Source organism: Treponema primitia, assembly GCF_046533075.1.
GTDB classification, from domain to species: domain Bacteria; phylum Spirochaetota; class Spirochaetia; order Treponematales; family Breznakiellaceae; genus Termitinema; species Termitinema primitia_B.
The window spans coordinates 1-26,459 of record NZ_JAJQRB010000003.1; the positions used below are offsets into that span (position 1 = coordinate 1).

The window sequence follows — 26,459 nt, forward strand, 5'->3', positions numbered from 1 at the left end:
GAGCGTTAAAGAAGATAAGCCGGGAACGGGAGCATTGGGCGCGGACCATGTTCCGGGAAAAAGCGGCCATGGACTACAACTCCGGCATGTACAACGCATACCAGAAGGGTCGGGAAGAAGCCCGGCTGGTGATTGAGGAAAAAGCCCGGCTGGCGCTTGAGGAAAAGGCCCGAGTGATTGAGGAAAAGGACCGGGTGATTGAAGAAAACGTCCGGGAAAATCAGGAGCTTCGGCAGAAACTTCGGGATGCCGGGTTAGAGTAGGGACGGGAACATTGGGCGCGGACCATGTTCCGAGAAAAAGCGGCCATGGAAGTCCGGAGCAGGTTGCTCAAGGAACCGGCTTTGACCTTGCAACCGTCAGAAATATTTCCTTACAATAATGAAGGAGACCTGAGTGTATAGTAGTCATATTATATATTGATTATGGTAATTCATACCTTTATTTTTTCCCACGCTCGGGTATAATAAAATGAGAATGGGTAAACGCGAAGTCAGATTTTTCAATACTACCGGCCCTTGTAATCCGGATGATCATTATATGCTGCCCCCGGCAGAACGGCTTGTAGACGCTCAGCTTCAACGTTACATTGAAGATAAGCTCTATTGGGTACTCCATGCCCCCCGCCAAACCGGAAAAACCACTTTTTTGCAAAGTTGGATGCGTGAAATAAACGCAGGAAATGAGGCTATTGCCAGTTATGTCACCGTAGAGGCCTGCCAGGGAGTAGGCGAACCTGAGAAGTCCATGCGGACTATTTGTTCTGCCATTAGAGCTCAGTCCGGCGCAGTGGGGGTGCCGGTTCCGGAAACAAGCGATACCAATCCTGGCAATATGCTCAATGATATTTTGCGTAAATGGTCCGCATTGATTGCCCCCAAGCCCCTGATGGCCGAGGGTATCAAACAAACCCTTGGTTACCGTGATCGTTTTGCCGGCGCAAACAGCGGGACCCTGGTACAGTGTTACCTGATTATTTTTGATCGCCGCCCAGATAAGCCTGCGTGGGGTGAGCGGATTAAGTGGCTCAATGATGCAGACGTAACGGTGGTGGGGTGTTAGCCGGTGGGACTGAACGACACTCCTTCGGCAGACCGCATTCATATCGGTTTTTTTGGCCGGCGGAACGCGGGAAAATCCTGCCTGGTCAATGCCGTTACAAACCAGGACCTGGTTATCGTTTCGGATATCAAGGGCACTACCACGGATCCGGTTTCCAAGGCCATGGAACTTCTCCCCCTGGGTCCGGTGCTGATCATCGACACCCCGGGGATCGATGACGAGGGGGCGCTGGGGGAGCTTCGGGTCCGCCGGGCCAAGCAGGTTTTAAACAAGACCGACGCAGCGATTCTGGTGGTAGACGCCGTCACCGGCAAGGCCGAGGCGGACGAGGAACTTATCCGCCTGTTCCGGGCCAAGCGGGTTCCCTTCATCATAGCCTACAATAAAAGTGATTTACTGGAGAGTCTTCCTGCGGAAAATGCGGAGGGCGAAAACACTATTTATGTGAGCGCCGTAACCAAATACAACATAGAAACACTGAAAGAACGGATCGGGGTTATTGCCAAAACCGATGAAACGAAACTGCAAATTGTTGGGGACCTGATCCGGCCCGGGGATTTTGTGATCCTGGTGGTTCCCATCGACAAGGCTGCGCCCAAGGGACGCTTGATACTTCCACAACAGCAGACTATCCGGGATATCCTGGAGGCGGATGCCGTGGCGGTGGTGGTAAAGGAATTTGAACTTCGGGAAACCCTGGAAAATATCGGGAAGAAGCCGAGCCTGGTGATTACCGACAGCCAGGTATTCGCCAAGGTTGCTGCGGACACCCCCGCTGATATTCCCCTCACTTCATTTTCCATCCTCTTTGCCCGTTACAAGGGCTACCTCGCCGCTGCGGTGCGGGGTGTAAAGGCCCTGGACCGTATGGATGACAAAAGCCGTATTCTCATCGCCGAAGGCTGCACCCACCACCGTCAGTGCGACGATATTGGCACGGTTAAACTTCCCCGGTGGATCAAACAATACACCGGCAAGGCGCCTGAGTTTGCCTTTACTTCCGGGGGAGAATTCCCCGGGGACCTTTCCCCCTACGATCTGATCATCCACTGCGGGGCCTGTATGCTCAATGAACGGGAGATGCGGTACCGGGAAGCCAATGCGGCGGATCAGGGGATACCCTTTACCAACTACGGCACGGTGATCGCCCATATCCAGGGTATCCTGAAACGGAGTGTGGCGGTGTTTCCCCACATCCTGGCGGAACTGGAAGACGAATCATGAGGAAGGAACGGGACGAGCTGGGGGAACGGAAACTGCCCGATGAGGCCCTTTACGGTCTCCAGAGTCTTCGGGCGGAGGAAAACTTTTCCCTGGGGTACAGAAAAACTAATCTCAGGCTTATCCGCGCGATGGTGATGATTAAAAAAGCTGCGGCCCTGGCTTATGGGAAGATTGCCGAGAGTGACGGACAGGGCGATAGCCCGGATTGTGGCAAAAACGGTAAGGCGGAACAAAGCCGGGCCATTGTTGAAGCCTGCGACAGGGTTCTTGCGGGGGAGGCTGAGGGGGAGTTTATCGTAGACGCCCTCCAGGGCGGAGCAGGAACCTCCACCAACATGAACGTTAATGAGGTGATCGCCAACCTGGCCCTGAAAATTTTGGGGAAAACGCCGGGGGCCTACGACATTGTTCACCCCCTGGACGATGTAAACCGGGGGCAGTCCACCAACGATGTGTACCCCACGGCCCTGCGTATTGCTGCGATAGAACTGCTGCGGGACCTAAGCGATGGATGCGCCAAATTGCAGGAGGCGCTCCAGAAACGGGAAAACGAATTTGCGGATATTAAAAAGCTGGGGCGCACCGAACTTCAGGATGCGGTACCCATTACCCTGGGGGCCGAGTTCGGGGCCTATGCCCAGGCCATAGGCCGGGACCGGTGGCGGCTTTATAAGGTTGAGGAGCGGCTGCGGCAGGTGAATCTGGGGGGCGCTGCGGTGGGGCTTTCGGACAAGCTGACCCGGCGTTACCGCTTTGAGGTGATAGAAAAACTGCGGGAGCTTAGCGGCATGGGGTTGGCGGCGGCGGAATACCCCATGGACCTTACCCAGAATAACGATGTGTTTGTAGAAGTTTCGGGGCTCCTCAAGAGCCTGGGGGTGAACCTCACCAAGATCGCCAATGATCTCAGGCTTTTAAGTTCAGGGCCCTACGGCGGCCTGGGGGAAATCCATCTTGCGCCGCTTCAGAAGGGGAGTACCGTCATGCCCGGCAAGGTGAACCCGGTGATACCCGAGATGGTCATCCAGGTTGGGATAAAGGTTGCGGCCAACGATTATGCCGTCACCGCCGCCGCCGCCCGGGGGGAGTTGGAACTCAACGCCTTTTCCCCGATCATTGCGGATGCGCTCCTGGAAAGCCTCTCCCTCCTCCGCCGGGCAGTATTCCTCTTTCGTACCCGGTGCGTAGAATCGCTGAGTCCCAACCGGGAACGCTGCGCCGAACTGCTAGCCGCCTCCTATGCCTTTGCCGCCTCCTATGGCGATAAGCTCGGGTATGACCGGGTGAGCGCCATTATCGCGGAAAACAGGGGAGACCCGGAAAAGATACAAAAAGCCCTGGATGCGGCGATTCGGACAGGATAAACGCAGAGAAGTTTTTCATTTCATCAGCGTATGTTTATCCTAAGATTCGGAAAATTTAGCTTTCATTTTTTTACATTCCGTGATATTATTTAGACAACCCATGTCGGGCGAGATTTTTCTTGCCCGGAAGTGGGAAATATTCATTAGACCTTGTTGGCTAAGTCCCGTCTAAACGATGGTTCTGGCCGTCCGAGGGTAATATGGAAGGTTTATCGCCCTGTCATATCGCCCCCGGGATAATTCCGGGGTTTTTTTATCCCCAGACACAAGGCAAGGGAGTAAATATGAGACGAATAGCGGTGATCGGGGCTATTTTGGAAAAACCCCGGGACAGCCAAAAAGCCTTTAACGACACAGTTTCGTTGTTCAAAGGAATCGTCAAGGGCCGGATGGGTATTCCCGTTGCGGAGGAAGACCTGGCGGTAATTTCCATCACCCTTCAGGGGGATCTGGACGAGATAAACGCCCTTACGGGAAAACTGGGGAACCTTCCCGGGGTAACCATAAAGACTGCGGTGTCCAGCGATCTTAAATCCGATAAAAACAACTAGGGGGGAATAGGTGCTTACGGAACTTATGGATACTGCGGCGGTAATAAAAACGCCGGATTTACAATCGGAGGCCTTTATAAATCAGGCTTATATTGAGGGGCTTCTGGACAAGGCGAAATATACCGGGGACGATGTTATCCGGAGAATCCTGGACAAGGCGGAACGGTTTGAGGGGCTTAATCACATTGAAATTGCTTCCTTGCTTACCACAAAAAACCCCGCCCATATAGCGCGGATATTTTCTATCGCCGGAATGATCAAGCGGCATATCTACGGTAACCGTATCGTACTGTTTGCACCCCTCTACGTGAGCGATTACTGTGTGAACCGCTGCGGCTATTGCAGCTACAACTGCGGCCACGAATTTAACCGGAAAAAACTTACCATGGATGAAGTCCGGGAGGAAGTAAAGATCCTGGAGCAGATGGGCCACAAGCGTATAGCCCTGGAAGCGGGGGAGCACGATACGGAATGTCCTATCGATTATATCCTGGAATGTATGCACACTATTTATGATATGAAATTTGAAAATGGTGAGATCCGGCGTATTAACGTTAATATCGCTGCCACCACCGTGGAAAACTATAAAAAGCTCAATGATGTCGGCATCGGTACTTATATCCTCTTTCAGGAAACCTATCATCAGCCTACCTACGACAGGGTCCACCACTCGGGGCCAAAGAAGGATTACGCCTACCATCTCACCGCCTTTGACCGGGCCCACCTGGGAGGTATTGACGACGTGGGCGGCGGAGTTCTCTTCGGCCTGGCCGACCCTTACTTTGAAGTATTGGGTCTCATGATCCACAACGAACATCTGGAAGAAAAATTCAACGTGGGGTTCCACACCATTTCTGTGCCAAGGATCTGTCCCGCCGCGGGGACGGACTCCGCCGAATTTCCCAACATGGTGGATGACGCCACCTTTGAGCGGATCGTGGCCATCATACGGCTGGCGGTACCATTTACGGGGATGATCCTCTCCACCCGGGAAAATCACGCCATGCGGGGCAAACTCCTGCAGTTGGGGATCTCCCAGATCAGCGCCGGTTCCAGCACCGAAGTGGGGGGCTACGCCAAACGGGAACGGCAGGAGCATTCCAACCCGCAGTTCTTTGTGAACGATGAACGGACCGCCCTGGAGATTATCACCGAGCTTATGGACGACGGCTACATCCCCAGTTTTTGTACCGCCTGTTACCGCAGCGGCCGTACGGGGGATCGCTTCATGAGCCTTGCCAAGTCCGGGCAGATCAAAAATGTCTGCCTCCCCAATGCCCTGATGACCCTCTCTGAGTTTTCTTTGGATTACGGAGATGGGCCCTTTAAAAAGAAGGCCGCCGCCGCTATCGCCCGGGAACTGCCGGGGATCGCCAACGAAAAGATCCGCCTTAAAGCAGCGGCGAATCTGGAAAAAATCAGCCAGGGCAAGCGGGATTTCTATTTTTAAGGGCAGGCGCCGCAGGGAGTATGTTTTGAGATGGGCATAATAGATTTATCCCGTGACGCAGCAATCTTACACTATATTACCACCGATGATCCCGCCGAGGCTGCGGCCCTTTACGCAGCCGCCCGTGAAGTCCGTGAGGAACAATACGGCCGGGATGTATATTTTCGCGGGCTTATCGAATTCACCAACTATTGCAAGAACGACTGTTACTACTGCGGCATACGGCATGGTAACCGCAATGCTGAGCGGTACCGCCTTACCACGGAACAGATACTCTACTGCTGCCAAATGGGGGATATGCTTGGTTACCGGAGTTTCGTACTCCAGGGCGGGGAGGACCCCTGGTTTACCGACGACCGCATCACAGAAATGGTAGAGGCCATACGCCGGAAATACCCGGAACACGCCATAACCCTGTCCATCGGCGAACGGAAGCGGGAAAGCTACGAGCGCTTTTTCCGGGCCGGTGCAAACCGCTACCTGCTCCGTCACGAAACCGCCAATGACGAACACTACCGGAAGCTCCACCCCGCGGTTTTGAGCCTGGTGGAACGGAAGGACTGCCTCTTTGCCCTGCGGGATATCGGCTACCAGGTGGGCGCAGGGTTTATGGTGGGAACCCCATACCAGACCCCGGAATGCCTGCTGGAAGATCTCCGCTTCTTAGAAGAACTGGACCCCCACATGGTGGGCATAGGCCCCTTCATCCCACAGGGTGACACCCCCTTCGGCAGCCGCCCTGGTGGAAGCCTGGAACAAACCCTGAGGATGCTAGCCCTGACCCGGCTGCTCCTCCCCAAGACCCTGCTTCCCGCCACCACCGCCCTGGGAACCATAAACCCCCTGGGCCGGGAACTAGGCCTTTTAGCCGGGGCCAACGTAGTAATGCCCAACCTTTCTCCAAAGGCAGTCCGCAAACTCTACGCCCTCTACGACAACAAGATCTGTACCGGCGATGAAGCCGCAGAATGCCGGTTCTGCATGGAAGGCCGGATAAGGGATTACGGCTTTATCCCGGAAATGAGCCGGGGAGATTCCCGGGTGGAGTTTGCGGTTCCCGCATTCAAAGGCTCCCCCGATCCGTAAGCTATCCAGGCGTTGGGGATATAGTACGCTATATATGGGGTAGGGTAGAAAATACGTACAGTTTGTTATGATACAGAATGATAATTCTTGGCAAAAAACCACTTGATTTTTTCTCGATAATCGTTCATCATAACAACCGTTATTAGGGGAGTTTCCCGAGCGGTCAAAGGGGGCAGACTGTAAATCTGTTGGCTCAGCCTTCGTAGGTTCGAATCCTTCACTCCCCAAAGTGAGTTAATTCCTTGCGTTGCAAGGAATTAGAAACTGTAAAGAGAGAATGCTACAGGTAAAACCTGCGCATCAATCAAATCACTATGAGAAAAGGTATGAGAAATCGGACTAAAGTCCGGCCTTTTCCCAAAGGATGGGGTTTATGCGCAGGTTTTATTTGCATAAGCGGGGCTCGGTGTTTTACGCCGAGCTTTTGACGCCAGCTGGGGTCAAGCTCAATGCGCGGAGTACGGGCAAACAGACACGGGACGAAGCCTTGCTGGTGGTGGCTGACTGGCTCAAAGACGGGTTACCCGTGGTCAAACAACCGGGCTACCTTGCCGGGACGGAAAGTGCCAAAAGCAAGCCCATAAGCGTTGTTGCTGACCGGACCGGGATTCTTTCGGCTATCAAAAAGGCCGTCCTGGAACGTGATGACGCCTTTGCCATCGTGGCGGCGCTCCGGGCAAAGGGCCTGATAGATCTTCCGGTCGTTGCCACCGGAAAGGGAAATGTCAATTTTATCGACTACCTCAAGGAATTCTGGGATTATGAAAAAAGCCCCTATGTCCGGGATAAACTTGCCCATGGGCATAGTATCGGGCGGCATCACTGCATGTTAAACCATGGCCGGGTGATAAACTACTGGGAACCCTTTTTCAAGGAATGGGCCTTGAATAGTATCACCCGGCAGGATATCAAAACATTTAGCTTGGGCCTTTCAGATACCGGACGCAGCCCCTCAACTATAAATGGGATAATGGTCTTGGGTACGTCTGCCCTTTCGTATGCAGCCCAGGAGGGCTATATTCCGCTAGACCCCTGCAAGGGCATTGCCCGGTTTAGCGGGAAACCTGCAAAGCGGGGGATCCTAACCGAAAAAGAAGCCGTGACTATATTCAATCTTGAATGGACGGAAAAGCGTGCATATTTGGCAAATAAGGTGGCGGCAACTACCGGGATGAGAGCCGAAGAGATCCTGGCGCTGCGGCGTGAGGATATCGGGGAGCAAAGCCTGCATATCCGCCATTCCTATAGTCGCCTGGACGGACTTAAAACCCCAAAGAATGGCGATGAACGCAAAGCCCCTTTGTACCCCGAAATAAAGGCCGAACGACTGGCGCTTGCTGATGAAGCGGAAACACTGCATGGAAAAGGCGCCTATATTTTCTACAGCCTAACCAATGACAAGCCCTGTCAGGATGATTTGATTCTTGACGGTCTCCATGACGCAATTGAAAAACTGAATGAGAAGTTTGAAAAAGAAGGCCGGGAACAGGAAAAAATTGATTGGAAGGCGCGGAATATCGTTTTCCACAGTTGGCGGCACTATTGGGCGGCGCGGATGAGTGATCGGATGACTGCGGAGCAGCTAACCCGCATTACTGGGCACAAAAGCCGTGCGGTCTTTGACCAATACGCCGACCATATTACCGAAGATAACATCAAGGAAGTCAGCAATGCTGGGCGCGAAGTATTCGGGGGCATTTTAAAGTTTCCGGAACAAAAAGGGGCATAAACAAAGGGCGTGTAATTGAATCGGCCTCGCATTTTGCGGGGCCAGTTCAATTTTATGTCCAGGGCTTTTCCAAAATTGCCCCTAAAAGAGCCACCAACACCTTGGACTACTTAGGGCATTTTGCAAGCCTGCGGCTTCTTCCTCCTGCAAAGTATGCAATTTATGAAAAAGGCGACCATCCCCCAACCCTCGCGCATTTGATACATTGCGCAGATCATTTGGAGAGCAGCAATGAACTATGCAAAAATTATCTGTATGGAAGACAGGATTATTTCAAATAAATTATTTGGAGGAAAATGTATGTTGTTAAACATTAAACAGGCAGCTGGAGAACTGGGTATCTCCGAAGTAACGGTACGCCGTCTGATCCGACTGCGGCGTATCCCCTATCGGAAAATTGGCGGTGTCTATCGGTTTACCGAAGATGACCTGGTCCAATTTATCACCACCGTTCGGGTCCCTTCGGTTCAGGAGGCGCAGCAATGCGGCAGACCAGAGGTCTGATATAAGTAATCCCCAACGCGGAAACTCTGTTCGCCCAAATTAAAACGGATATCGCCAAGGAACTCGAAATGGTTCCGCCCCATGGGAAGATTTGTTTTGAGCTGACCTTTCGGGATTATCACCTACAACGGCTTCTGACCACGCGGGAAGTGAGCCGCCTCTATGACAGAAGTGACAAATGAAAGGGAGGATTCCATGAGATTTACTAATCCAACGGAAAAACATCGTTTCAAAACGAGGAAGGAACGAAGGATTTTATCTGACTTCCTCACGGAAGAAACGATTATGGCCAAAGCGGTAATGAATATGTTTAGGCAAAAACATATTCATCTGCCTGATGATGTCTACCGAGGACTGGCCTATTTCATCAATGAGGAGTGGGCAGCCAAGGCCGGAAGCCTCTTTTTTTTATACGAAACGAAAAGGCGGGTTCAGGCCAATATGCCTCCGGTCACAAAAGAAACAGCCCTTGATCAGATGTGTTATTTTTTCAAGATGTATTGCGCCGTACAGGCAAGGAAGGATTTTAATGGGTTACGATACAAATTCTGCTCCGCATACCGCCGCAGAATTCCGTGAAAAAAAGAATATCCAGGAGCAGGACAACGATTTATTCCGGGTTCATATGCTTAAAGCAGGGTTGTTTCAGTTTACCGACGCGACCAACGCCGAACGGCTTATGGAAAAGTACGGTACGGATATTCGGTATGTCCCGGAATGGAAGAAATGGCTGGTCTGGAATGGTTCCTACTGGAAAGTAGACGAGGGGGCTTTGATTCATCAAAAAGGTTTAGAAATGATCCGCTCTATCTATGATGAAATCTTAAAAACCGTCGATTACCATGAAAAAGATGTTATTGAAAAGGCGGCTATACAAAGTGAATCGATGCGGCGGCGTGAAGCCTTTATCAAAGCGGCAAGCCTTATTCCCAAGCTGAACATTGAAGTGGCTGATTTGGATAAGGATCCTTTTCTGCTTAATGTAAAAAATGGGACGATACAGGTGACCACCGGAGAATTCCGGAAACACCGGCAGGAAGACTTTATCACCAAGATGGCAAACGTCTCGTATGAGCCTGCGGCAGATTGCCCCCTCTGGGAGCAATTTATCCGGGAAATAATGGAGTTTAAAGGTGGGTTGGTTAGCTTTTGGCAAACCGCCCTTGGTTGGGGTATAACGGGCGACACCAGCGAGCAGGTCATGTTTATCCTTATCGGCAACGGCGCAAACGGTAAAAATACCTGTATCAATGTGATCATGCATGTCCTGGGGGACTATGCGACTTCTACCCCGACTGAAACCTTTATGCGGCGGCAAGGGGATGGAATCAGCAATGACATTGCCTGGCTGCGGGGTATGCATTTTGTCGCCACCACGGAAGCGGAACAGGGACGGAGACTGTCGGAATCCTTGATTAAACAGATAACCGGCAATGACCGGATGACCGCCCGATTCCTATACGGGAAATATTTTGATTTCTTTCCGACTTTCAAGATATTCATGGCCACAAACCATAAGCCGACAATCAGCCGGACCGATCACGGGATTTGGCGGCGGATCAGAACTATTCCCTTTAATACCACGATTGACGAAACAAAAAGGGATCTGCATTTAGGGGATAAACTTATTGCTGAATCTTCGGGAATATTAAACTGGCTTATTAAAGGGGCCATGCGGTGGAAAGCAGAAGGGTTGGCCATACCTGCGGAAGTGAAAAGCGCTACCGATGAATACCGGGAGGAAATGGACATTATCGGCAGCTTTATAAAGGATCGCTGTGAGCAGAAGCCGGGGGCGAGAATACGATCACGGGAGCTTTTCAAATGTTACCAGGACTGGTGCGAAGAAAACAATGAACATGCTTGTTCTGAAAAGTTCTTTGGGATGCGTTTAAAAGAGCTGGGAATTGGACAGAAACGAACCAGCGAAGCGCGGCATTGGGTTAATATTACGGTCAAGGAATAGTAGTTACGATTTAAAAATTTGGTTAGACTTAATAAGTTATCGAAATAAAGACATTTATTAAGCCTATACCTCCCACACTTTCAATTAGAAAAGGACATAGCATATTTACGGTCTCCGGTTTCCCCGCGCCCCTTTCCGTTTTGGTCGTCAAGAAAGCATGGGTTCTTTTTTTCTGATGGGCTATGTTTATCTTTGCTGGTCTGCATTGGTATTTAATGAGGCATTGTCCGGTACTTTAAGGCAGGGCTGCATTAAAAAATAACAAGGCTAACAAAAATGAGCAATTTTAGGAAACGCACGCTCCCCCCTTCATCATAAAAAATATCAATCAAGAATTCAATTTGAATTAAGGTCGAATCTCCTTTATATTCTTTACAATGTAGTATTCTTCTTTTTGTGTAGCATAAAGGTATAAAAAAGGGAAAGTATATAAGAAAGAAAAGCCCTATAGGGGCTTCCCCAAAGTTGATTTTATCCTGCACTAACCATACATTAGAAAATTATCAGGCTGGCGCTGGGTGGAATTCATCAGGCCGCCCCGTAGGGGGCGGTACACCTAACGGTGGCGATGCTGCTCGGGACCTCGGCCAAGAACTCGCCTTTCGGTGAAGGTGGCTCCCGCAGGAAGCGTTCATCCATCGGTAAATACGCAATTCAGGATACGGCCCGTTTCCCCGAAGGGGTAACGGGTTTTGCTAAAAAAGTGGTGAAACCACTTGGGGGAATCAGGCCGTCCCGTAGGGGCGGTTTACACATCTGAAATAATGCAATTTGGGACTGAGGCCCACCCTCCCTGAAAGGGTGGGTGGGTTTTACGGAGGAAATGGCGAAGCCTCTTGGGGGATGATACTTTCACTGTCAATTCATGCCGCCTACCCCAAGGGGTGGGGGTCTTTGCCGATAGATGTAACGGTTTCCGGGGAGCAGGTTTTCATCAGCGGTGGAGATTACGTCTTACATCAGCCGGGAGATGAAGTTCGCTTGGTTTCATGGGAAGACGAAAATCTGGGTGGGCATAGTACGCCCCTCTGTGGTGGTGTATGGGTGGGGCGGCAGGACGCCGCCTGTGAGAAAAAAACAGCGGCATGGATGCCGGTGTTTTTTTAACCTTCCGGTCCACGGCTACGGCCGTGGGCTGCTCCTCCCCCTTTGAGCCGTTGAGGGACGGGTTTGCGACCGGAACGGAGCACAGCGGAGTGGAGAGAGTAAACCCCTCCTGTTTTCTCTTTGAGAGGGGGAAGCCCGGCGGCGGCGAGGGGGAGGGGTAATACAGGCCGCCCATACGCCACCACCGGAGTACTCTGAGCGTCATGGAAGAAGCGGCCCGGGGTGGGCGTAGTACGAGAGGCGTCTTGTCTTCTTGATGCTTAGAGGAAATAGCAGACCGGAGCGGAGCGTCCCCGGATGCGCCGGAACGACCGTTACTGTTAGAGGGAGTGTAGTCGCCGTAGGGGATGTTCCGTTCCGGTCTGTTTGGGGATTAGCCGTGTGGATGCCACTCTTTATCTTCGGGAGGGCGCCGGGGTTTTTTACGTTGGTCCGAAGGGCCAGCGTAAAAAAGGGCGGCAGGACCGGCTCTGGTGATTATACCGAGAGGACCAGGGCGGAAAACGGAGAGCGGTGCCGGATCCTGGAGGGAACGAAGTGACCGGAAGGTCCGGCACAGGGGCCAGGCTTGGGGCGGCATGACTGGAACGGGCCTGGGGGGAGCGAAGGACCGAAGGGACGTAGCGGAAGGAAGGGCTGGGCCAGGGGGAGGACCAGGCTGGGAAAAGGTTCCTCGGAGTTTGGAGCTTTAGCCGATGAAGCCTTATGACAAAACCAGCCTGTAATGAGTTGAGAAAAACCGGGACGGTTTTTGTCTATTTTTTTGGTTAGGGTACGGGGAGCCGGTGGTTTTGGAGAAGCACCTGGGGAACCATTGGCTAAGATACGACTTTAGGCGAACCGGAATTGCCCCATGCTGTTGACGCTTATCTACATCAATCTATACGACTGACGAACTGGACGCTAAGATGAATGATAAAAAACGGGGAAAGATGCGGCAGCTTATCACCGATTTTAATGTGTGATCGGGGAAGTCAAAGTTTTATATTATTTATCTCATACTTTTGTTCTTTTTCGTTCCACCAAAAATCACCGTCCTTACAGATTTCCTTGGCCATGTTTTCACTATCAGTCAAAAATGCCCCACCGTCAAATCCGTGTACTGCAATGCCGTATTTCCGGGAAAGTGCAGTCATTTCAACTATAAAATTGTCGATATTTTCTTTATTCCTTTGCATTTTCATGATCCTCATTAATTTCAAAGAATGCATCTATTTTTTCACCTATAGCTTTGCTGTCCGGTAAAAGCTTTTTATAGTCCTTTGGCAGTTTGGGGCTTGTGGTATAGGTCGCCACGCCTATGGGCATGGGGCTTGTTCTGAGGGAGTATTCGACGATAGTGCGATCCTTTTCTTTACAGATGATAATTCCGATGGAATCATTCTCATCGCTTAGTTTGATTTTTTCGTTCAGGATAGTCAGGTAAAATTCCATTTTGCCTTTGTATTCAGGCTGGAACTCACCTATTTTAAGTTCGACAGCGACAAGACAATGCAAAGACCGATGGTAAAGAAGGAGGTCAATAAAATACTCTTTTTTACCGGCCTTGATTTTGAATTGATTACCGATGAACGCAAATTGATTCCCCATTTCAAGTAGAAAAGAGCGGATATTATTCATCAGGGCTGATTCAAGTTCCCGTTCGGAGTGTTCGTCGGCCAAGTCCAGAAAATCAAAGGTATACTCATCCTTTACCGCAAGGATGGCTTGTTTCCGTATATTTTCGGGGAGGGTGGTATTATAATTGGTTTGGCCTAAAAGGTACTTTTCATAGGTCTTATTGCCTATCTGATTTATGAGTACATTTTTTGACCAGCCGAATTTCTTTGTCGCCATGATGTAAAAGCGCCTTTCCTGAGTATCCTTGCATTTTTTCATTATGGCAATATGCTTAGACCAGCTAATTTCTCGAACCAGTGGTTCGAGAAATTCAACATCGTGATATTCCGAATAGAACTGCGCCATGTACCACAAATTTGACACGGAAAAACCGCTGATACCGGGAAATTCTTTTTGCAGTTCACTAGATAATACCGGGACTATGGATTTGCCCCAGCTTTCGGCTTGTTTGCCCGAAATATCCTTGCCGATATCCCAATAGAGGTTTATCAGATGGGTGTTCACCGCTTTTAAGGCCTCGTATTGGGCAAGGCGAATTTTTTCTTTGATTGAGGCGATAAAGGAAAGTTGACTATTATTCATTCTACCTTCAAATCCTCTGAGATTCCAATATCATTAATTGCCTGAATTAAGTCATCTAACAAGTCTTGAGAGGCATCGTTATCTATCGAAAAAGAAATTGACAAATTAATCCGCAAATTTTTTCCTGAACGAATTTTTGGGATTAATCTAGTACCGATGCGATTAAATGAGTCCGGTGGAATTGTACCAGATATGATAATGTTTTGCTCTATACGGGCTGAAGATATTTGCGTTGATTTAGATTGTACCGAATCAGGCACAGGTGACTCTGGAGTATTTTGTGTGTCGGGCACCGGAGAAGTTTCAGCAGAGGATTCAGATTGCTCTGTAACTTTTTTTAATTTTTGCGCCTGACTTTTTAAGAGTAAATACACTTCCGGCTCAAAGGAGACTTCTTCAGGAAATACCTGTTCCTGATACCAAATACGGCCATAGGTACCAAAAGCGTTTTTACCTGAGGATAACCCGAATTCACCTCGAAATACAAAATCACAAATTTTTAATCGCAAGGCACTATCAGGGTCCAATAGACGGGTAAGAGAACCATTGAGAAAACTCTGTCGTAGGCTGGATAAAGGCCAAGCCCCTGTTTCCTTTAAAGCGGGCGGCCAGTTGCGCTCTATGTAACCCGCGCCTACGGTTTCGTTCAGCAGGGCATTGGATTTTAGGGCAGTAAGTATCCTGCTGCAGAGCGTTTCGGAGGCGGAAGAATGACCAGCGCCAAGATCAATGACTTTGAGAGAATCCTTTTCACAAGCATCATAAATAACCGCATAGCGGTAACCACCCCATACTTCCTCTTTAGCATAATCTTTTGCGTTTAATGTTTTTGTTCCTATATCGTTTGTTTCATCCCTGCTAAAGTCGCTACCCAAAGTGCCGGATCGGATTTCACTATGTACTCGTTCCCAAGCGAGCTTGTTTTCAATACATTCACGCAGCTCACGACCTGGTCTTTTAAAACACCATATAAGAGAACCCGGATACAGGCGAGGGGAAGTTCCGTGATTACTAGTCCAACTTGCTATTTTTTTTCGGAGCATTTGAAATGTACCGGTTTCCTCACCGGACCACTCAATTAACGGATCTGCTACAACCATAGTCAATTTAGGAGAATCGGGAATGGCCATTTCATCTGCAGGAAAGGAAATTATTGGAATCGTCGCATTACGTTTGAATTCTTCTTCAACTGTTTTCCGAATTGCGGGTATTATTTCTGTTTCCTCATCAAGGGATGCGCGGCGGTCAGAGACTACCTTTTTTAACGTAGGCTGATAGCCAATTTTATAACCATCGGAGCCTACCTTACGGATAAAATATGATTTAGATTCCAGTTTATAAGCAGCAGTATCTATTGAGGTTGTATCTATTTCGGGTTCACAAAGGGCAAAACGAAGTTCCGGAAGGTGTGCGATTTTCTCAACCTGACCTCCTGAGGATTCAAAAAGGATTGTCGTACCTACCCTTCGGTGAATGTTTTGCAATGGACCGGATGTATCGGCGTCAAGCGCTTGGGCGTGGGATTGATTATCTGAAATATCAGTATTGATAGCTGCCAGGAGGCGAGATTCACCAAGTTGTCCAAGTACAACACTACGGAATTCCGGAATATCAAGAGGAGCGGAACCGAGGGTGATGAGCGGTTCCTTTCTTGCATTTATATGATCACTTTGAAAAACCTGGGATACCCATTGGGCAAGCATGGACAGAGTTCCGCGGGTCTGTTGGTATTGGGGAAGGGCTTGCCATTTACGTTGAAATACGGAAAGCGTTGCAGGGTGAAATGGATAACAGGTTTCAAAACGTTTATATAACAGATCCTTGGCGCTTGCTTCTGAAACAGAAGTATCAACGGAAGTCCATTCGGGAGGAAGCTGGGCGCGGTGCTCGAAATACCATTCGGCATAGGTTCTTGCAACCGCTTTTCTGGTTTCTTCGCGGCCAATACTCTCAAAAAGGCGACGCCTGACAACTTCGCCGATTTCAGCTTCATCATTGGCGATAAGGTCTTTTGCAACACGGCGGACTACTTTGGTAATTTTATCCTGCCACTGCATATCCCATTCGGTCATTTCTGTCTGGCTTCGAGGTAAACTAATTAACACCGCTCCACAGGTTGTACCAGTAACAGCGACTGTTAAATTCTGGATGAAGGCATGAAAATGTTCAGCCATAGTACGGTGGCGGTTAAGAAAATTTAATACTTCATCGAACAATAATAGAACAGGTTTATTTGCCGCTTTAAATACCCGGATCAATGCTTCGGTGCCGGGGGGAATAGTTTTTGCGGATTCACCAAGTTCTTTAATACCGGCATCTCCTGCAAGCTGAAAGGCTATATCCAGCCATGGTGTCTCCCTGCCGGGAGTGGGGTCCCAAGAATTGCCGACAAAGGCGGCGACTTTTGCCTCAGGTACACTTGAGATATTTGCTTCTTTTAGGAGTTCTGCTACGCCAAAATAATCAGCGGCTTTTTTAGCAGAAGTTACCAAGTGATAAAGTGTGGTAAGGGTATGGGTTTTCCCTCCGCCAAATTGGGTAATGAGGGTCATTACCGGGGCGGTGTTGGCTGTTTCGCCGGATAAACGGCGCAAAACCATAGCAGTATGTTCCCGCAAGGCGCGGGTAAAACAGGTACGGGAAAAAAACTGGCCGGGGTCACTGTAATCTTCGGGGGCCGTTTTGTTGATTACCTGTTCAAGATGGATAGCAAATTCATCGGGGTTAAAGGAACGGCCCTCGCGGACTTCCTTGCGGGGAATTGCAACATTATACCAGTATTCCATTTCTGTTTCCTTTTAAAAACATATATAAAGTTTTACCTCGGTATTGCCAACAACATGGCATCCAACAAACGTTTTTCTTCACTGTTTGGTGGGTACAGGGCAGAAAGGGCATTGGAAAGACGCAAGAAATCGGGACCGCGTTCCTGTTCGGATTTTAGCAGTGAACGGAGGCCATTGGTCTGACCTGAAGCCTGAAGCAACATTGCGGCATGAACACGATCCAGAGTGGTAGCCTGCTGTTGATAGCTGAATTCAATATCGTCCAAAGAAGACGAACCCGCCCTTTTTCGTCCGCGGATACGAGGGGTGGATGGTATATCGAAATCAGGAAACAGGGATAGCTGCAGGACTTGGACGGGATCGCGCTCCAGTTCCTGCGCTACTGCTTGGGCGCCTTCATCGCCGAAAAGTTGTTTTGCTCGCTCGGCTACCGGAATCAGGCGGACATCGCCTTTTATGGTTTCTATGATACGGCCTTCCCATTTATGCAGATCCACGCCGAGAGGCTGGGCAAAACGACGGGCTACATCGTAGGTAAGGGTAAAGCCGTTTTTCTTTTTACTACCTGTGTCATCATCATCTTCTTCGTCAGGTGAAGATAAACCGTTTCCCTGTCCGGTAGCACCGCTATCGGGAGAATCACCGCTGGAATTATTATTGGAAGCCTGTAATGTCCACAAAAACAAAGCCGTTAAACGGGCATCTTCTTCAAGCGCCCCTGCGGCTCCGTTACGGGCTTTTGCTTCGGCGGTTCCAAGGACTTGTTCAAGAGCCGATCGACCCACTACTTCCCAAACTTTTTCGAGATAACGGGTAAGGGTGACTTCACTCCCATCGGCGGTTTCGACCTTGCTGTACTTGCTAAATATTTCCAGCGCTGGGCCAATACAGGCAAAAATGAGATCCGCGCCGCGGATACCTTCTCCCTGAAGCCGTTCCATCCATTCGCCAACACGTCGGGGAAGTTCCCCCAGGACCTTATCCCAATCGCCAATGGGAGCGTCCTCAGGGCGGGGACGGCAAATAAGGTGTACACTAGTTTCCAGTGCCGCAAAGCCCTGACCGCGCATACGCTGACGACGTTCTGTGGCTATAGGCCAAGAACCCGTGGTACACCAGCCAGCTTGAACAAGAGCAGAAACCAAGGCCTCCCAGCGGTCGGTCTCTTTATGGGCAAAGACAAAAGAAGCAACACCATCTTCCCGAATGATACGCTTCATTTGGGTAAAAGCCTGCCTCATACCGTATTCATACCATTGACGGTCATGTACGCCACCTTCGGAAACGGCACGATTTTCGGTAAGCTCACGAGCCTTTTCGGTCTGCCCAGCAGCAAAGGATTTAGCCAGCCTTTCCTTAAGCCCAAGATGAAGATATCCGTAAAAAAAATCAGAAAGGTGGGCATACGGAATTTGATTTGCATAGGGCGGATCGGTAAAGATAATATCCACCGATTCATCGGGCAATACCGGGTCCAAGGCATTTGCCAACAAGGGAGAAACTGGATGTGGATGGGTACTTGTAAGCAAATGAAGGGCGCTTTGGATACTGCGGACTGAATACCCTAATCCATCGCAATTATTACTTAATGGATTACTTTCCACAAAATCGGCGCGAAATGGAATACCCGAACCCTGTATAAATATAGATTTTACACCTTCTGAAAGCCAGACACAAAGTGAAGTATGATACTGACTGTTATCGGAATAAGCGATATAGAGGCAGGCGGCTAAAGCGTTGAACAGTTCTTTATCATGTATCTTTTTTTGCGCCCCCCGTAGGGCATCTTCAATTATTTCATGAATAATCCAGCGTGAAAATTTCTGACGAGGTGCGAGAACATCTTCCCATGTTTTTATTCCATAAGGTCCAGGTGGAAAAGCCCGTGTGTCATTCTGTGGGAAAGAAGGCATATCAAAATGAATAGACTTTGCTTTTTCTGCAGCCTTATTAAAGGCTTCAAAGTCTCTTGCAGTTGGTTTAAAATAATCCTTTTTACCATTGGTACCTTCGCGGGCTATCGCGAAAAGTATTGCATCATCGGATCCGCTGTGTTTGTCCCTCAACTGAGCCTGTACCCGCTCGCGTTGAGTTACCACATGGCACTTCGGACAGGTTGCCTTCATTTTGGCAACCGTACCTTTTTCAATTTCACCATCATTATTGTAGGAAAAAATATCGATAGATGGATCCGTTGATCCGGAAGGGTATTTAATACGCAAAGCCTTTTTTCGTTGTTTCGATATTGAAAGCTGCAGACCGCGAATTAACGGGATAGTAACGCCGCAGTTCGATCCTTCACACTTGACGGTTCTTGCCCAGAGGTACGCAAGGGGTTTCCGCCCCTGATCATCAGCGGGGTAATATACCGCAAGACGTTTTTCCGTTTCTTTTAATACCCAATCGGACCAGATATCAAATTGTTTAGTAAGCTCGGTTCCCTTTCGGGGGCACCATTCCAAGGCGATTTTCAAGAGGAGCCATGCGACAGGATTAAGATCGCTGGAAGTAACTTCGCAACCCAAACGCTGGGCTTCAAGCGGAATGGAACCACCACCTGAGAAGGGGTCAAGCACATGGGGATCGTTCCCGTAGGCTGCTTTGATGAGATCCTGGGCAGTAGAAACAAATCCGGCGGTATTGACAGAATCCCAGGGGGCGATTTTGGAGACAAAATCAAATAGGGCTTTTTGAAGATCCTTATCTTTTGGGCCTATTTTTTCACTCGATAAAACTTCTCTAGCCTTGGTTTTAAATTCTTTCGGGCAGGCAGCATCACATGGATCAGGCAACAATAATGTTAAGAGCAAAGAACGGCAGGCAGATAAAGGACGGCGAGCCCACCATGAATGGAGCAAAGAAATATGCCCGCTTTCGATGCGGGTTTTACGGTTATTTTCTTCTACACAGGCTGAGTTTACAATCGACAGGGGGAAGTCCACTTCCGCAAGGCGTTTACATTCTTTAGGTATCATTTCGATTCTCCGTAGTGCGGAGGATTTTCATGCACTTCCATAGGTTTGGTCATGGCATTAATTGCAAGAGTATAATGAGCGACTTTTTTTACTTCGTTCCAGGGGAATCTCGCCGGGTCTTGTATCGGATCCTGCATTACAGGGTCTGTATCGCAATTTGTTACTATATAGAGCCAATAGCAATCTGGACGGTCTTCGGCAACATGACGTTCATTAGGGGTTAAGAGGATATTTCCCGTAGACGCGCCAATGCCTTTTATTTCGATAAGACGAAGCTCGCCGGAGCAGGGCTCAAGACTGGTAATGTCGTATCCAAGATTTTTCTTATGAATATCATCAACTTGGCAACCACGTTTTTTCTCATATTCTATTACTATCTGCATAGCAATTGCTTCTGTCTCAAGGTTTTGACGTAGGTGGCGTACTTCACTGTCTTCGCGGTCAGGATGCGGCAGTACAAGAACACTGGTAATGCGCTCTATACCCTGGAGCGAAAGAGAACGTTGCCTTTCAAGTTCCTCTCTGCGCCTATCACGCCGGGTACGAAGTTCATCATGGCGGTTCTCGGCCATGATGAGGCGGCCCTCGGATCCTGGTGTTTTCATTTCAACTTCGGCAGCAATTTTACCAATTTCTTCATCGGCCTTTTGGATAAGTTCGTTTAGCGATAATTCAACATGGGAAACTATCCGCTTAAGCTCTAAAAGCCGTTCATTGCGAATTTCTTCAAGAAAGGGCTGATACGCATTAGTCTGCATGAAGGCATCCGCTTCCGGGATAAACGCTACTTGGGGTAAGATATCAGGAATCGTTGCAGGAGTAAAATCGCCTAAGGCGCTACTTTCACAAAGTTCAGGAATTTCGTCTTTTTTTAATTGTACAGCAAAGAAACGTTCATGAATAATCTGTCCCAAGCCATCAACTACACGGGCACGGTAAAAATCAATGCGGGTAGCTTGTTCGTTATTCAAAGAATAGAAACAGGTACCCTGGCTAAAGACATCAAGGGCAGATAAAGAAACATGGCGGCGAATTGCCTCAAAAAGGGGATGTCCAGGAGTTACCCATTCCAGGGTATGTTTCTCGGCGATTTCACGGTCAGTTGAACAGCGGGGATACCTGTTTACCAGAGCAGGGAGCCGCCAATCATCTTCCCGCTCAAAACGATGAAGGGACGAAGGCGTTTTTCCAGGGTCAAAGGTATGGGGCATACCGGCTACAATTTTAAAAGGCATTTTCACGTAATCGGAACTTTCAAAGAGAAAACGGGATATGGTTTCTGGCACTACTCGATGTTCCTGGGCTTTTGCACGGCGTTCCACCAGCATGGCGAGGTTAAGTTTTTTTGATGCAAGGCCTTCCAGAGCATTTTGGCAAATGGCGCGGAATTGCTGTTCATCAACATTTCTTAACAATCTGTCTTCAAGATCGGCGTCACCAAGTTTTCCGGCATAATAATCGCGCAATACCCGCTCAATATGGGCGGAAGGCAGAACTTCGCCCACCACATTGAATACCGCATCGTCATCAAGAGCATTACGGATTTCCTGTAATTTGAAAAGCAGGGTTCCAAGGACTCTGCCTTCAATGGTGTTGGTGGCCACGAAATTGAAGATAAGGCAATCTTTACGTTGACCATAACGATGGATACGCCCCATGCGTTGTTCAAGACGGTTGGGGTTCCAGGGGATGTCGTAATTAAAAAGGATATTACAAACCTGAAGATTAATACCTTCACCGGCTGCTTCGGTAGCTACAAGGATTTGTATTGCCCCCTCCCTGAATTGCTGTTCAGTAAAAAGGCGTGTACCAGCTTCATCACGGGAACCGGGTTTCATACTGCCGTGTATACAACCAACACTAAAACCCCACTCTTTGAATTTTGACATGAGGTAATTGAGGGTGTCTTTGAATTCGGTAAACACCAGAAGGCGTTGGTCGTTATGATCAAAAAAACCTTCTGTCTGGAGTAAATCTTTCAGACGGGACAGTTTCGCTTCTACTCCCGCATTTTCTATTTCTTGGGCATGAAGGGCAAGTTCCTTTAACTTTTGTATTTCCTCTTGAATTTGTGTTTCATTCCCTGCAATTGTTATAGCTTCAAGAATTGCTTCGAGGCGTTCGCGTTCAATATCTTCCATTTCATCGAGTTCTTCTTCGGTAGGTAAATCAAGAGGAGCCTGGGTTGCCAGTTGCTGAGCATGTTTGAGACCTTCTTCCAGACGCCGAGCCCGGTTTTCAAGAGAATGGCGCATAGCATAGGTACTGGACGCAAGACGGCGTTGATAGAGGGCCATTAAGAAACCTACAGCACGAGCGCGAGGAGTATCACCCATAGCGGCAGCTTTGACACTTTGTTCTCGAACAAAATTGGTAACCGCTTTGTATAATTCGTACTCAGGGCCATCAATATTGAAATCAACAGTACGTGTAATTCGCTTGGTGAATATTTTTTTCGCCGCCCAAGTACCATCTTCTTTTTGTTCAGGAAAATAGACCATAGCCTCTTTTGTACGACGCAAATAGAACGGGGCACAACGATTTTCCATGGCCTGATGTATCGACTTAACATCGGCAAAAGCATCAGTATCAAGCAATTGCAGAAAGAGCGTAAAGTTGTTTGGATCGCCTCGATGTGGTGTAGCGGTTAATAAAAGCAGATGATCTGTGGTATCCCTCAGTAATTCACCGAGCCTGTAACGCTGACTTTTATGGGATTCATCGGAAGCGGACATACGGTGGGCTTCGTCTACAATAACGAGATCCCAGCGGGTTTGCTGTAAACCGGGAAGAATATCTTCCCGCTTAGCAAGGTCAAGGGAAGTGATGACTCTTTTTTTCTCCTGCCATTGGTTAAAGCCGAATTGTTCACGAATATCGCTGCCTTTCATCACTTCGAATTTGGTCTCAAATTTTTCTTTGAGTTCCCGCTGCCACTGGAAAGCAAGGTTGGCTGGACAAACTATCAAAATACGCTCGGCAAGGCCGCGCAGTTCCAGTTCCCGAATTAAAAGGCCCGCCATAATAGTTTTGCCAGCCCCGGCATCGTCGGCAAGAAGAAAACGAACACGGGGCAACTTTAGAAGGTAATCGTAAACAGCTTCTAACTGGTGCGGAAGGGGGTCTACTCTGGATATGGAAAGGCCAAAATAAGGGTCAAATTCATAGGCGATGCCAAGAGAGTAGGCTTGGATTCCCAGACGAAGGAGCCTACCATCACCATTATAGGTATAGATCTCATTTAGAATAGTAAGGGAGGCGATTTCTTCGGGTGTAAGCGTAACTCTACGGAACCGTTCAGTCTGGGTGCCGACCATACCAATAGTTAAAGCGCCTGAACCATCTTCGCGGATGGTCTCTACCTTCATGGGTTCGTTAAAAAGGGGGCTTTTTACTATTTGCCCTTCTCTAATGGGCAGTGCTTCCGACATGTAAACAAACTCCTTTGGGGAATAGGCTTTCAAAAAGAAAACAAAAAACTATTATATGTCTTTGCAGTGATTTGGGCTATGGGGCAAAAACAATCCAAAAATTAATTAAATGTATGAAAAAGTAGACAGATGGCTATTTTGCAACCTTCTACTTTTCTAAATAATGACTTTTTTGGGTTCCCTATTGATAGCCTTGTATTTTACCTTAAAAACAACAATACATTTAGTCTCAAAGATCTGGGTTTCGACCATTTTCCAGACAAATAGTCGAGAGGTGAGAATTCTTCCTATTTTGTCTTTCAGATCCTCATCCATTTCAGGAATGGAACACCCGGCAGGTTTTGCCGGAAATTTCTATACTGGGGACTTGCCGGGTCTCGCTGTCCTGAAACTAGTAAATCTTCCTAATATGTTTCTCTATATAGAATTATCTACCTTGCCTTGCAACATGAGCCAAAACATGATAAATTTATGATATCCCAGTGGGGAGGTTCAGTATGCAGCAGGCGGCCATATCGTTTTCCGATGATTTATTGCTCTCGTTGAATATGTCCGTGGGTGAGCTTGTTTCCTCCATGCGGAAAGAATACGCTACAAAGATGTATCAGCAGAGCAAGCTGACCCTTGGACAGGGGGCGGAGTTCTGCGGAATATGCCTCTATGACTTTACCGCTCTCCTTGCCGTTCAGGATATTCCGGTTAGCAACTATGAAATCGAAGATTTAGACCGGGAGCTTGCAAGCATCGGCGTAATATGATTGTTGTCTGTGATTCTGTCCCGCTGAATGATGATTCAGATCTTTATTTAAAAGTAAAATTAGTTATTGATTTTTTATCGGAGCCACCGGTACTTCCGAAGGAGTTACATAAATATTTGAAATCCCTGGTTATTGGGAAAATAGTAACGAAGTTGTAAGGATTTTACGAATGGAAATGTTGATTGAACGCAGGCCCTATATGCACATTATAAAGGTCATTACCGGAGTACGGCGCTGTGGTAAATCAACCTTATTGGAAATGTTCGCTGATGAATTGCGAAAAACTGTCACTGAAGAGCAAATTCAGTTTTATAACTTTGAAGATCCGGATATTTTTTCCATTGGTGATTACAAGCAAATATACGACCATATCAAGGTAAAGCTTGTCCCAGGAAAGATGAATTATATCTTTCTTGATGAAGTGCGGATACCCTTCTTAAAGGAATTATAAATACCATTATTGAGAACGACATATAGCTTGTGGAGATACATTATTGAGCGAAGAAATAATAAAACAACTCCAGGCCGAAATATCCGAATTGGAAAGGCTTCTTGCCGATAAAAAACGACTATTAATTGAAGCTCAAGATCAATCACACATTCAAGAATCAAAAGAGAACTCAATTCGACCGGAACTTTCGGCGAAACTTCCCGTAAAAACAGATTTCTCTAATAAGCTATCTATCAATAATCATTCTCCTCCGGAAGACAAAATCGCCCTTTTTCGTTCTTTGTTCCGGGGACGGGAAGATATTTTTGCAAAACGCTTTGAGAGCAAGAAAACCGGAAAAGCCGGTTATCAACCTGCTTGCCGAAATGAATGGGTCAGGGGCATTTGCGGGAAGCCAAAAATCAATTGTGGTTCCTGTACCAATCGGGCATTTGAACCGGTTAGTGATAGTGTTATCAGAAATCACCTGGCAGGGCATATTCCGGCCTCCTATGAAGGTGGGCCTGCGCTCCCTTTTGTCATGGGGCTTTATCCGTTGCTCCAAAATGAAACCTGTCATTTGTTAGCCATCGATTTTGATTCGAAAGGCAGCCGTGAGGCTACCGGTTCAATAAATTCCCTTACAGAACAGCCGAAGGCTGACGAACAATCATGGCAGGAAGACGTGAAGACTTTTTTTGAAACATGTCGGACAGAAGGGATTCCCGCCAGTGTTGAGCGTTCCCGATCCGGTAATGGGGCTCACATCTGGATTTTCTTTGACCACCCAATACCGGCGTCCAAAGCGAGAAAGCTCGGTTCGTTTCTTATGACCCGAACATTGGACAGGCGGCCGGAAATCGGACTTGACTCATTTGATCGCTTTTTCCCTAATCAGGACACCCTGCCTAGTGGTAATGCAGAGCTTATCCAGGAAAAATAAAGTCGAAGATTGGGTAAGTGATTATGGTCAAATCATAGTTGACGAATGCCATCATATTTCTGCGTCATCCTTTGAGCAGATTATTAGAAAATGCTCCGCTTATTTCAGGTTGGGCTTATCAGCGACTGTGATCCGTAAGGATGGACAGCATCCTATTGTCATTATGAATCTTGGCAATATTCGGTATACGTATTATGGAAACTCAAGGGCTTTAAATTTCATACAGAAAATTATTCCCCGCTTCACCGATTTTTCGTTAACATCTTCCATTGAAAAAACTCAGCCTGCTATACAGGATGTTTTCCGCGATCTTTGGAATAATGAAGAGAGAAATTCAATGATTGTACGAGATGTTCTTGAGACATACAAGGAAGGGAGGGAATGTCTTGTATTGTCCGAACGGCTTGAACATCTTGATATGCTCAAAGAGCTTTTGTTGGGAAAGATTGACAATTTGTTTATCCTGAAAGGAGGTATGGGCAAAAAACAATTGAAGACTATAATGGATGGTATTAATACTGTTCCTGATACCGGCAACCGGGTAATCCTTGCAACCGGGAGTACCTTGGGGAAGGGTTTGATCTGCCCTGTCTTAACACTTTGTTTTTAGTCTTTCCATTCTCATGGAGGGGAACACTTACTCAGTATGTTGGACGGCTCAATCGGACATATAGGTCAACTCTGCCGGGGAAGAAGCAATGTTAAGACATACCCCCCATATTTTCGTATCATCTGATTATGGCCTCTAAACCCCCGTCTATGCAATCCTGGAACATCCAGTCTGGCTTGCCGTATGTTAAGCCTAGCCCCCTGTCGGATGTTCCTATCCTGAAAATAAGAAGGGGGGATTACAATAAATTTTTCCTCCCCCCGGGCAGAATACTTGTAGCG

The 26,459-nt window shown here is 48.2% G+C and carries 20 protein-coding genes, 1 tRNA gene and 1 pseudogene; 17 read left to right on the forward strand and 5 right to left on the reverse strand.

Features of this window, described 5'->3' with window-relative positions; all coding sequences use genetic code 11:
- The 13 genes and pseudogenes from LQZ19_RS00545 to LQZ19_RS00605 all read left to right on the forward strand — a co-directional run.
- A pseudogene (locus tag LQZ19_RS00545) lies at positions 1 to 263 on the forward strand (hypothetical protein); the annotation flags it as partial.
- A gap of 214 nt (positions 264 to 477) precedes the next feature.
- Positions 478 to 1,062 (forward strand): hypothetical protein, encoded by a 585-nt coding sequence (locus tag LQZ19_RS00550; protein ID WP_411045677.1) that lies wholly within the window; start codon positions 478 to 480, stop codon positions 1,060 to 1,062.
- Between the two features lie 3 nt (positions 1,063 to 1,065).
- The gene (gene hydF / locus LQZ19_RS00555) at positions 1,066 to 2,286 is read left to right on the forward strand and encodes a [FeFe] hydrogenase H-cluster maturation GTPase HydF (protein WP_411045678.1); all 1,221 of its coding nucleotides are present in this window, start codon (positions 1,066 to 1,068) and stop codon (positions 2,284 to 2,286) included.
- Positions 2,283 to 3,650, forward strand: coding sequence for an aspartate ammonia-lyase (locus LQZ19_RS00560; RefSeq protein ID WP_411045679.1), 1,368 nt, complete (start codon positions 2,283 to 2,285; stop codon positions 3,648 to 3,650). The genes hydF and LQZ19_RS00560 overlap by 4 nt, the downstream gene beginning before the upstream one ends.
- Before the next feature lie 284 nt (positions 3,651 to 3,934).
- Complete coding sequence (locus LQZ19_RS00565; RefSeq protein ID WP_411045680.1) at positions 3,935 to 4,201, forward strand: TM1266 family iron-only hydrogenase system putative regulator; 267 nt, start codon at positions 3,935 to 3,937, stop codon at positions 4,199 to 4,201.
- A gap of 10 nt (positions 4,202 to 4,211) precedes the next feature.
- Positions 4,212 to 5,651, forward strand: a complete 1,440-nt coding sequence (gene hydG / locus LQZ19_RS00570; protein ID WP_411045681.1) for a [FeFe] hydrogenase H-cluster radical SAM maturase HydG — start codon at positions 4,212 to 4,214, stop codon at positions 5,649 to 5,651.
- Between the two features lie 30 nt (positions 5,652 to 5,681).
- Complete coding sequence (gene hydE, locus LQZ19_RS00575) at positions 5,682 to 6,737, forward strand: [FeFe] hydrogenase H-cluster radical SAM maturase HydE (RefSeq protein WP_411045682.1); 1,056 nt, start codon at positions 5,682 to 5,684, stop codon at positions 6,735 to 6,737.
- Between the two features lie 145 nt (positions 6,738 to 6,882).
- Positions 6,883 to 6,964, forward strand: a tRNA-Tyr gene (locus LQZ19_RS00580).
- Between the two features lie 146 nt (positions 6,965 to 7,110).
- Positions 7,111 to 8,466 carry a tyrosine-type recombinase/integrase gene (locus LQZ19_RS00585; RefSeq protein ID WP_411045683.1) on the forward strand — a complete coding sequence of 452 codons (1,356 nt, stop codon included), beginning with the start codon at positions 7,111 to 7,113 and terminating at the stop codon, positions 8,464 to 8,466.
- Between the two features lie 300 nt (positions 8,467 to 8,766).
- Positions 8,767 to 8,970 carry a helix-turn-helix domain-containing protein gene (locus LQZ19_RS00590; protein ID WP_411045684.1) on the forward strand — a complete coding sequence of 68 codons (204 nt, stop codon included), beginning with the start codon at positions 8,767 to 8,769 and terminating at the stop codon, positions 8,968 to 8,970.
- Between the two features lie 195 nt (positions 8,971 to 9,165).
- A complete protein-coding gene (locus LQZ19_RS00595) occupies positions 9,166 to 9,549 on the forward strand; it encodes a hypothetical protein (RefSeq protein ID WP_411045685.1) in 384 nt (127 codons plus the stop codon).
- Complete coding sequence (locus tag LQZ19_RS00600) at positions 9,500 to 10,936, forward strand: DNA primase family protein (RefSeq protein WP_411045686.1); 1,437 nt, start codon at positions 9,500 to 9,502, stop codon at positions 10,934 to 10,936. The genes LQZ19_RS00595 and LQZ19_RS00600 overlap by 50 nt, the downstream gene beginning before the upstream one ends.
- Positions 10,937 to 11,830: 894 nt before the next feature.
- The gene (locus LQZ19_RS00605) at positions 11,831 to 12,043 is read left to right on the forward strand and encodes a hypothetical protein (RefSeq protein ID WP_411045687.1); all 213 of its coding nucleotides are present in this window, start codon (positions 11,831 to 11,833) and stop codon (positions 12,041 to 12,043) included.
- Positions 12,044 to 13,017: 974 nt separating this feature from the next.
- Here the strand turns inward: LQZ19_RS00605 and LQZ19_RS00610 are convergent.
- The 5 genes from LQZ19_RS00610 to LQZ19_RS00630 are packed head-to-tail and all read right to left on the reverse strand — an operon-like array spanning position 13,018 to position 23,437.
- On the reverse strand, positions 13,018 to 13,221 hold the full coding sequence (locus tag LQZ19_RS00610) for a hypothetical protein (protein ID WP_411045688.1): 204 nt from the start codon (positions 13,219 to 13,221) through the stop codon (positions 13,018 to 13,020).
- Positions 13,208 to 14,245, reverse strand: a complete 1,038-nt coding sequence (locus LQZ19_RS00615) for a PDDEXK nuclease domain-containing protein (RefSeq protein ID WP_411045689.1) — start codon at positions 14,243 to 14,245, stop codon at positions 13,208 to 13,210. Before LQZ19_RS00615 ends, LQZ19_RS00610 begins: the two co-directional genes overlap by 14 nt.
- Entirely contained in the window at positions 14,242 to 17,031 is a 2,790-nt protein-coding gene (locus LQZ19_RS00620; RefSeq protein ID WP_411045690.1) for a DUF499 family protein, read from the reverse strand. The genes LQZ19_RS00615 and LQZ19_RS00620 overlap by 4 nt, the downstream gene beginning before the upstream one ends.
- Before the next feature lie 32 nt (positions 17,032 to 17,063).
- Entirely contained in the window at positions 17,064 to 20,006 is a 2,943-nt protein-coding gene (locus LQZ19_RS00625) for a DUF1156 domain-containing protein (RefSeq protein WP_411045691.1), read from the reverse strand.
- Positions 20,003 to 23,437 carry a helicase-related protein gene (locus LQZ19_RS00630; protein WP_411045692.1) on the reverse strand — a complete coding sequence of 1,145 codons (3,435 nt, stop codon included), beginning with the start codon at positions 23,435 to 23,437 and terminating at the stop codon, positions 20,003 to 20,005. Before LQZ19_RS00630 ends, LQZ19_RS00625 begins: the two co-directional genes overlap by 4 nt.
- A gap of 497 nt (positions 23,438 to 23,934) precedes the next feature.
- Here LQZ19_RS00630 and LQZ19_RS00635 point away from each other — a divergent pair, with 497 nt between their 5' ends.
- From LQZ19_RS00635 to LQZ19_RS00650, 4 genes are all read left to right on the forward strand, one after another.
- Positions 23,935 to 24,195 (forward strand): UPF0175 family protein, encoded by a 261-nt coding sequence (locus LQZ19_RS00635; protein ID WP_411045693.1) that lies wholly within the window; start codon positions 23,935 to 23,937, stop codon positions 24,193 to 24,195.
- A gap of 169 nt (positions 24,196 to 24,364) precedes the next feature.
- Positions 24,365 to 24,646, forward strand: coding sequence for an AAA family ATPase (locus tag LQZ19_RS00640; protein WP_411045694.1), 282 nt, complete (start codon positions 24,365 to 24,367; stop codon positions 24,644 to 24,646).
- A gap of 43 nt (positions 24,647 to 24,689) precedes the next feature.
- Complete coding sequence (locus LQZ19_RS00645) at positions 24,690 to 25,568, forward strand: TOTE conflict system archaeo-eukaryotic primase domain-containing protein (protein WP_411045695.1); 879 nt, start codon at positions 24,690 to 24,692, stop codon at positions 25,566 to 25,568.
- Entirely contained in the window at positions 25,543 to 26,178 is a 636-nt protein-coding gene (locus LQZ19_RS00650; protein ID WP_411045696.1) for a DEAD/DEAH box helicase, read from the forward strand. Before LQZ19_RS00645 ends, LQZ19_RS00650 begins: the two co-directional genes overlap by 26 nt.
- Positions 26,179 to 26,459: the final 281 nt, after the last annotated feature.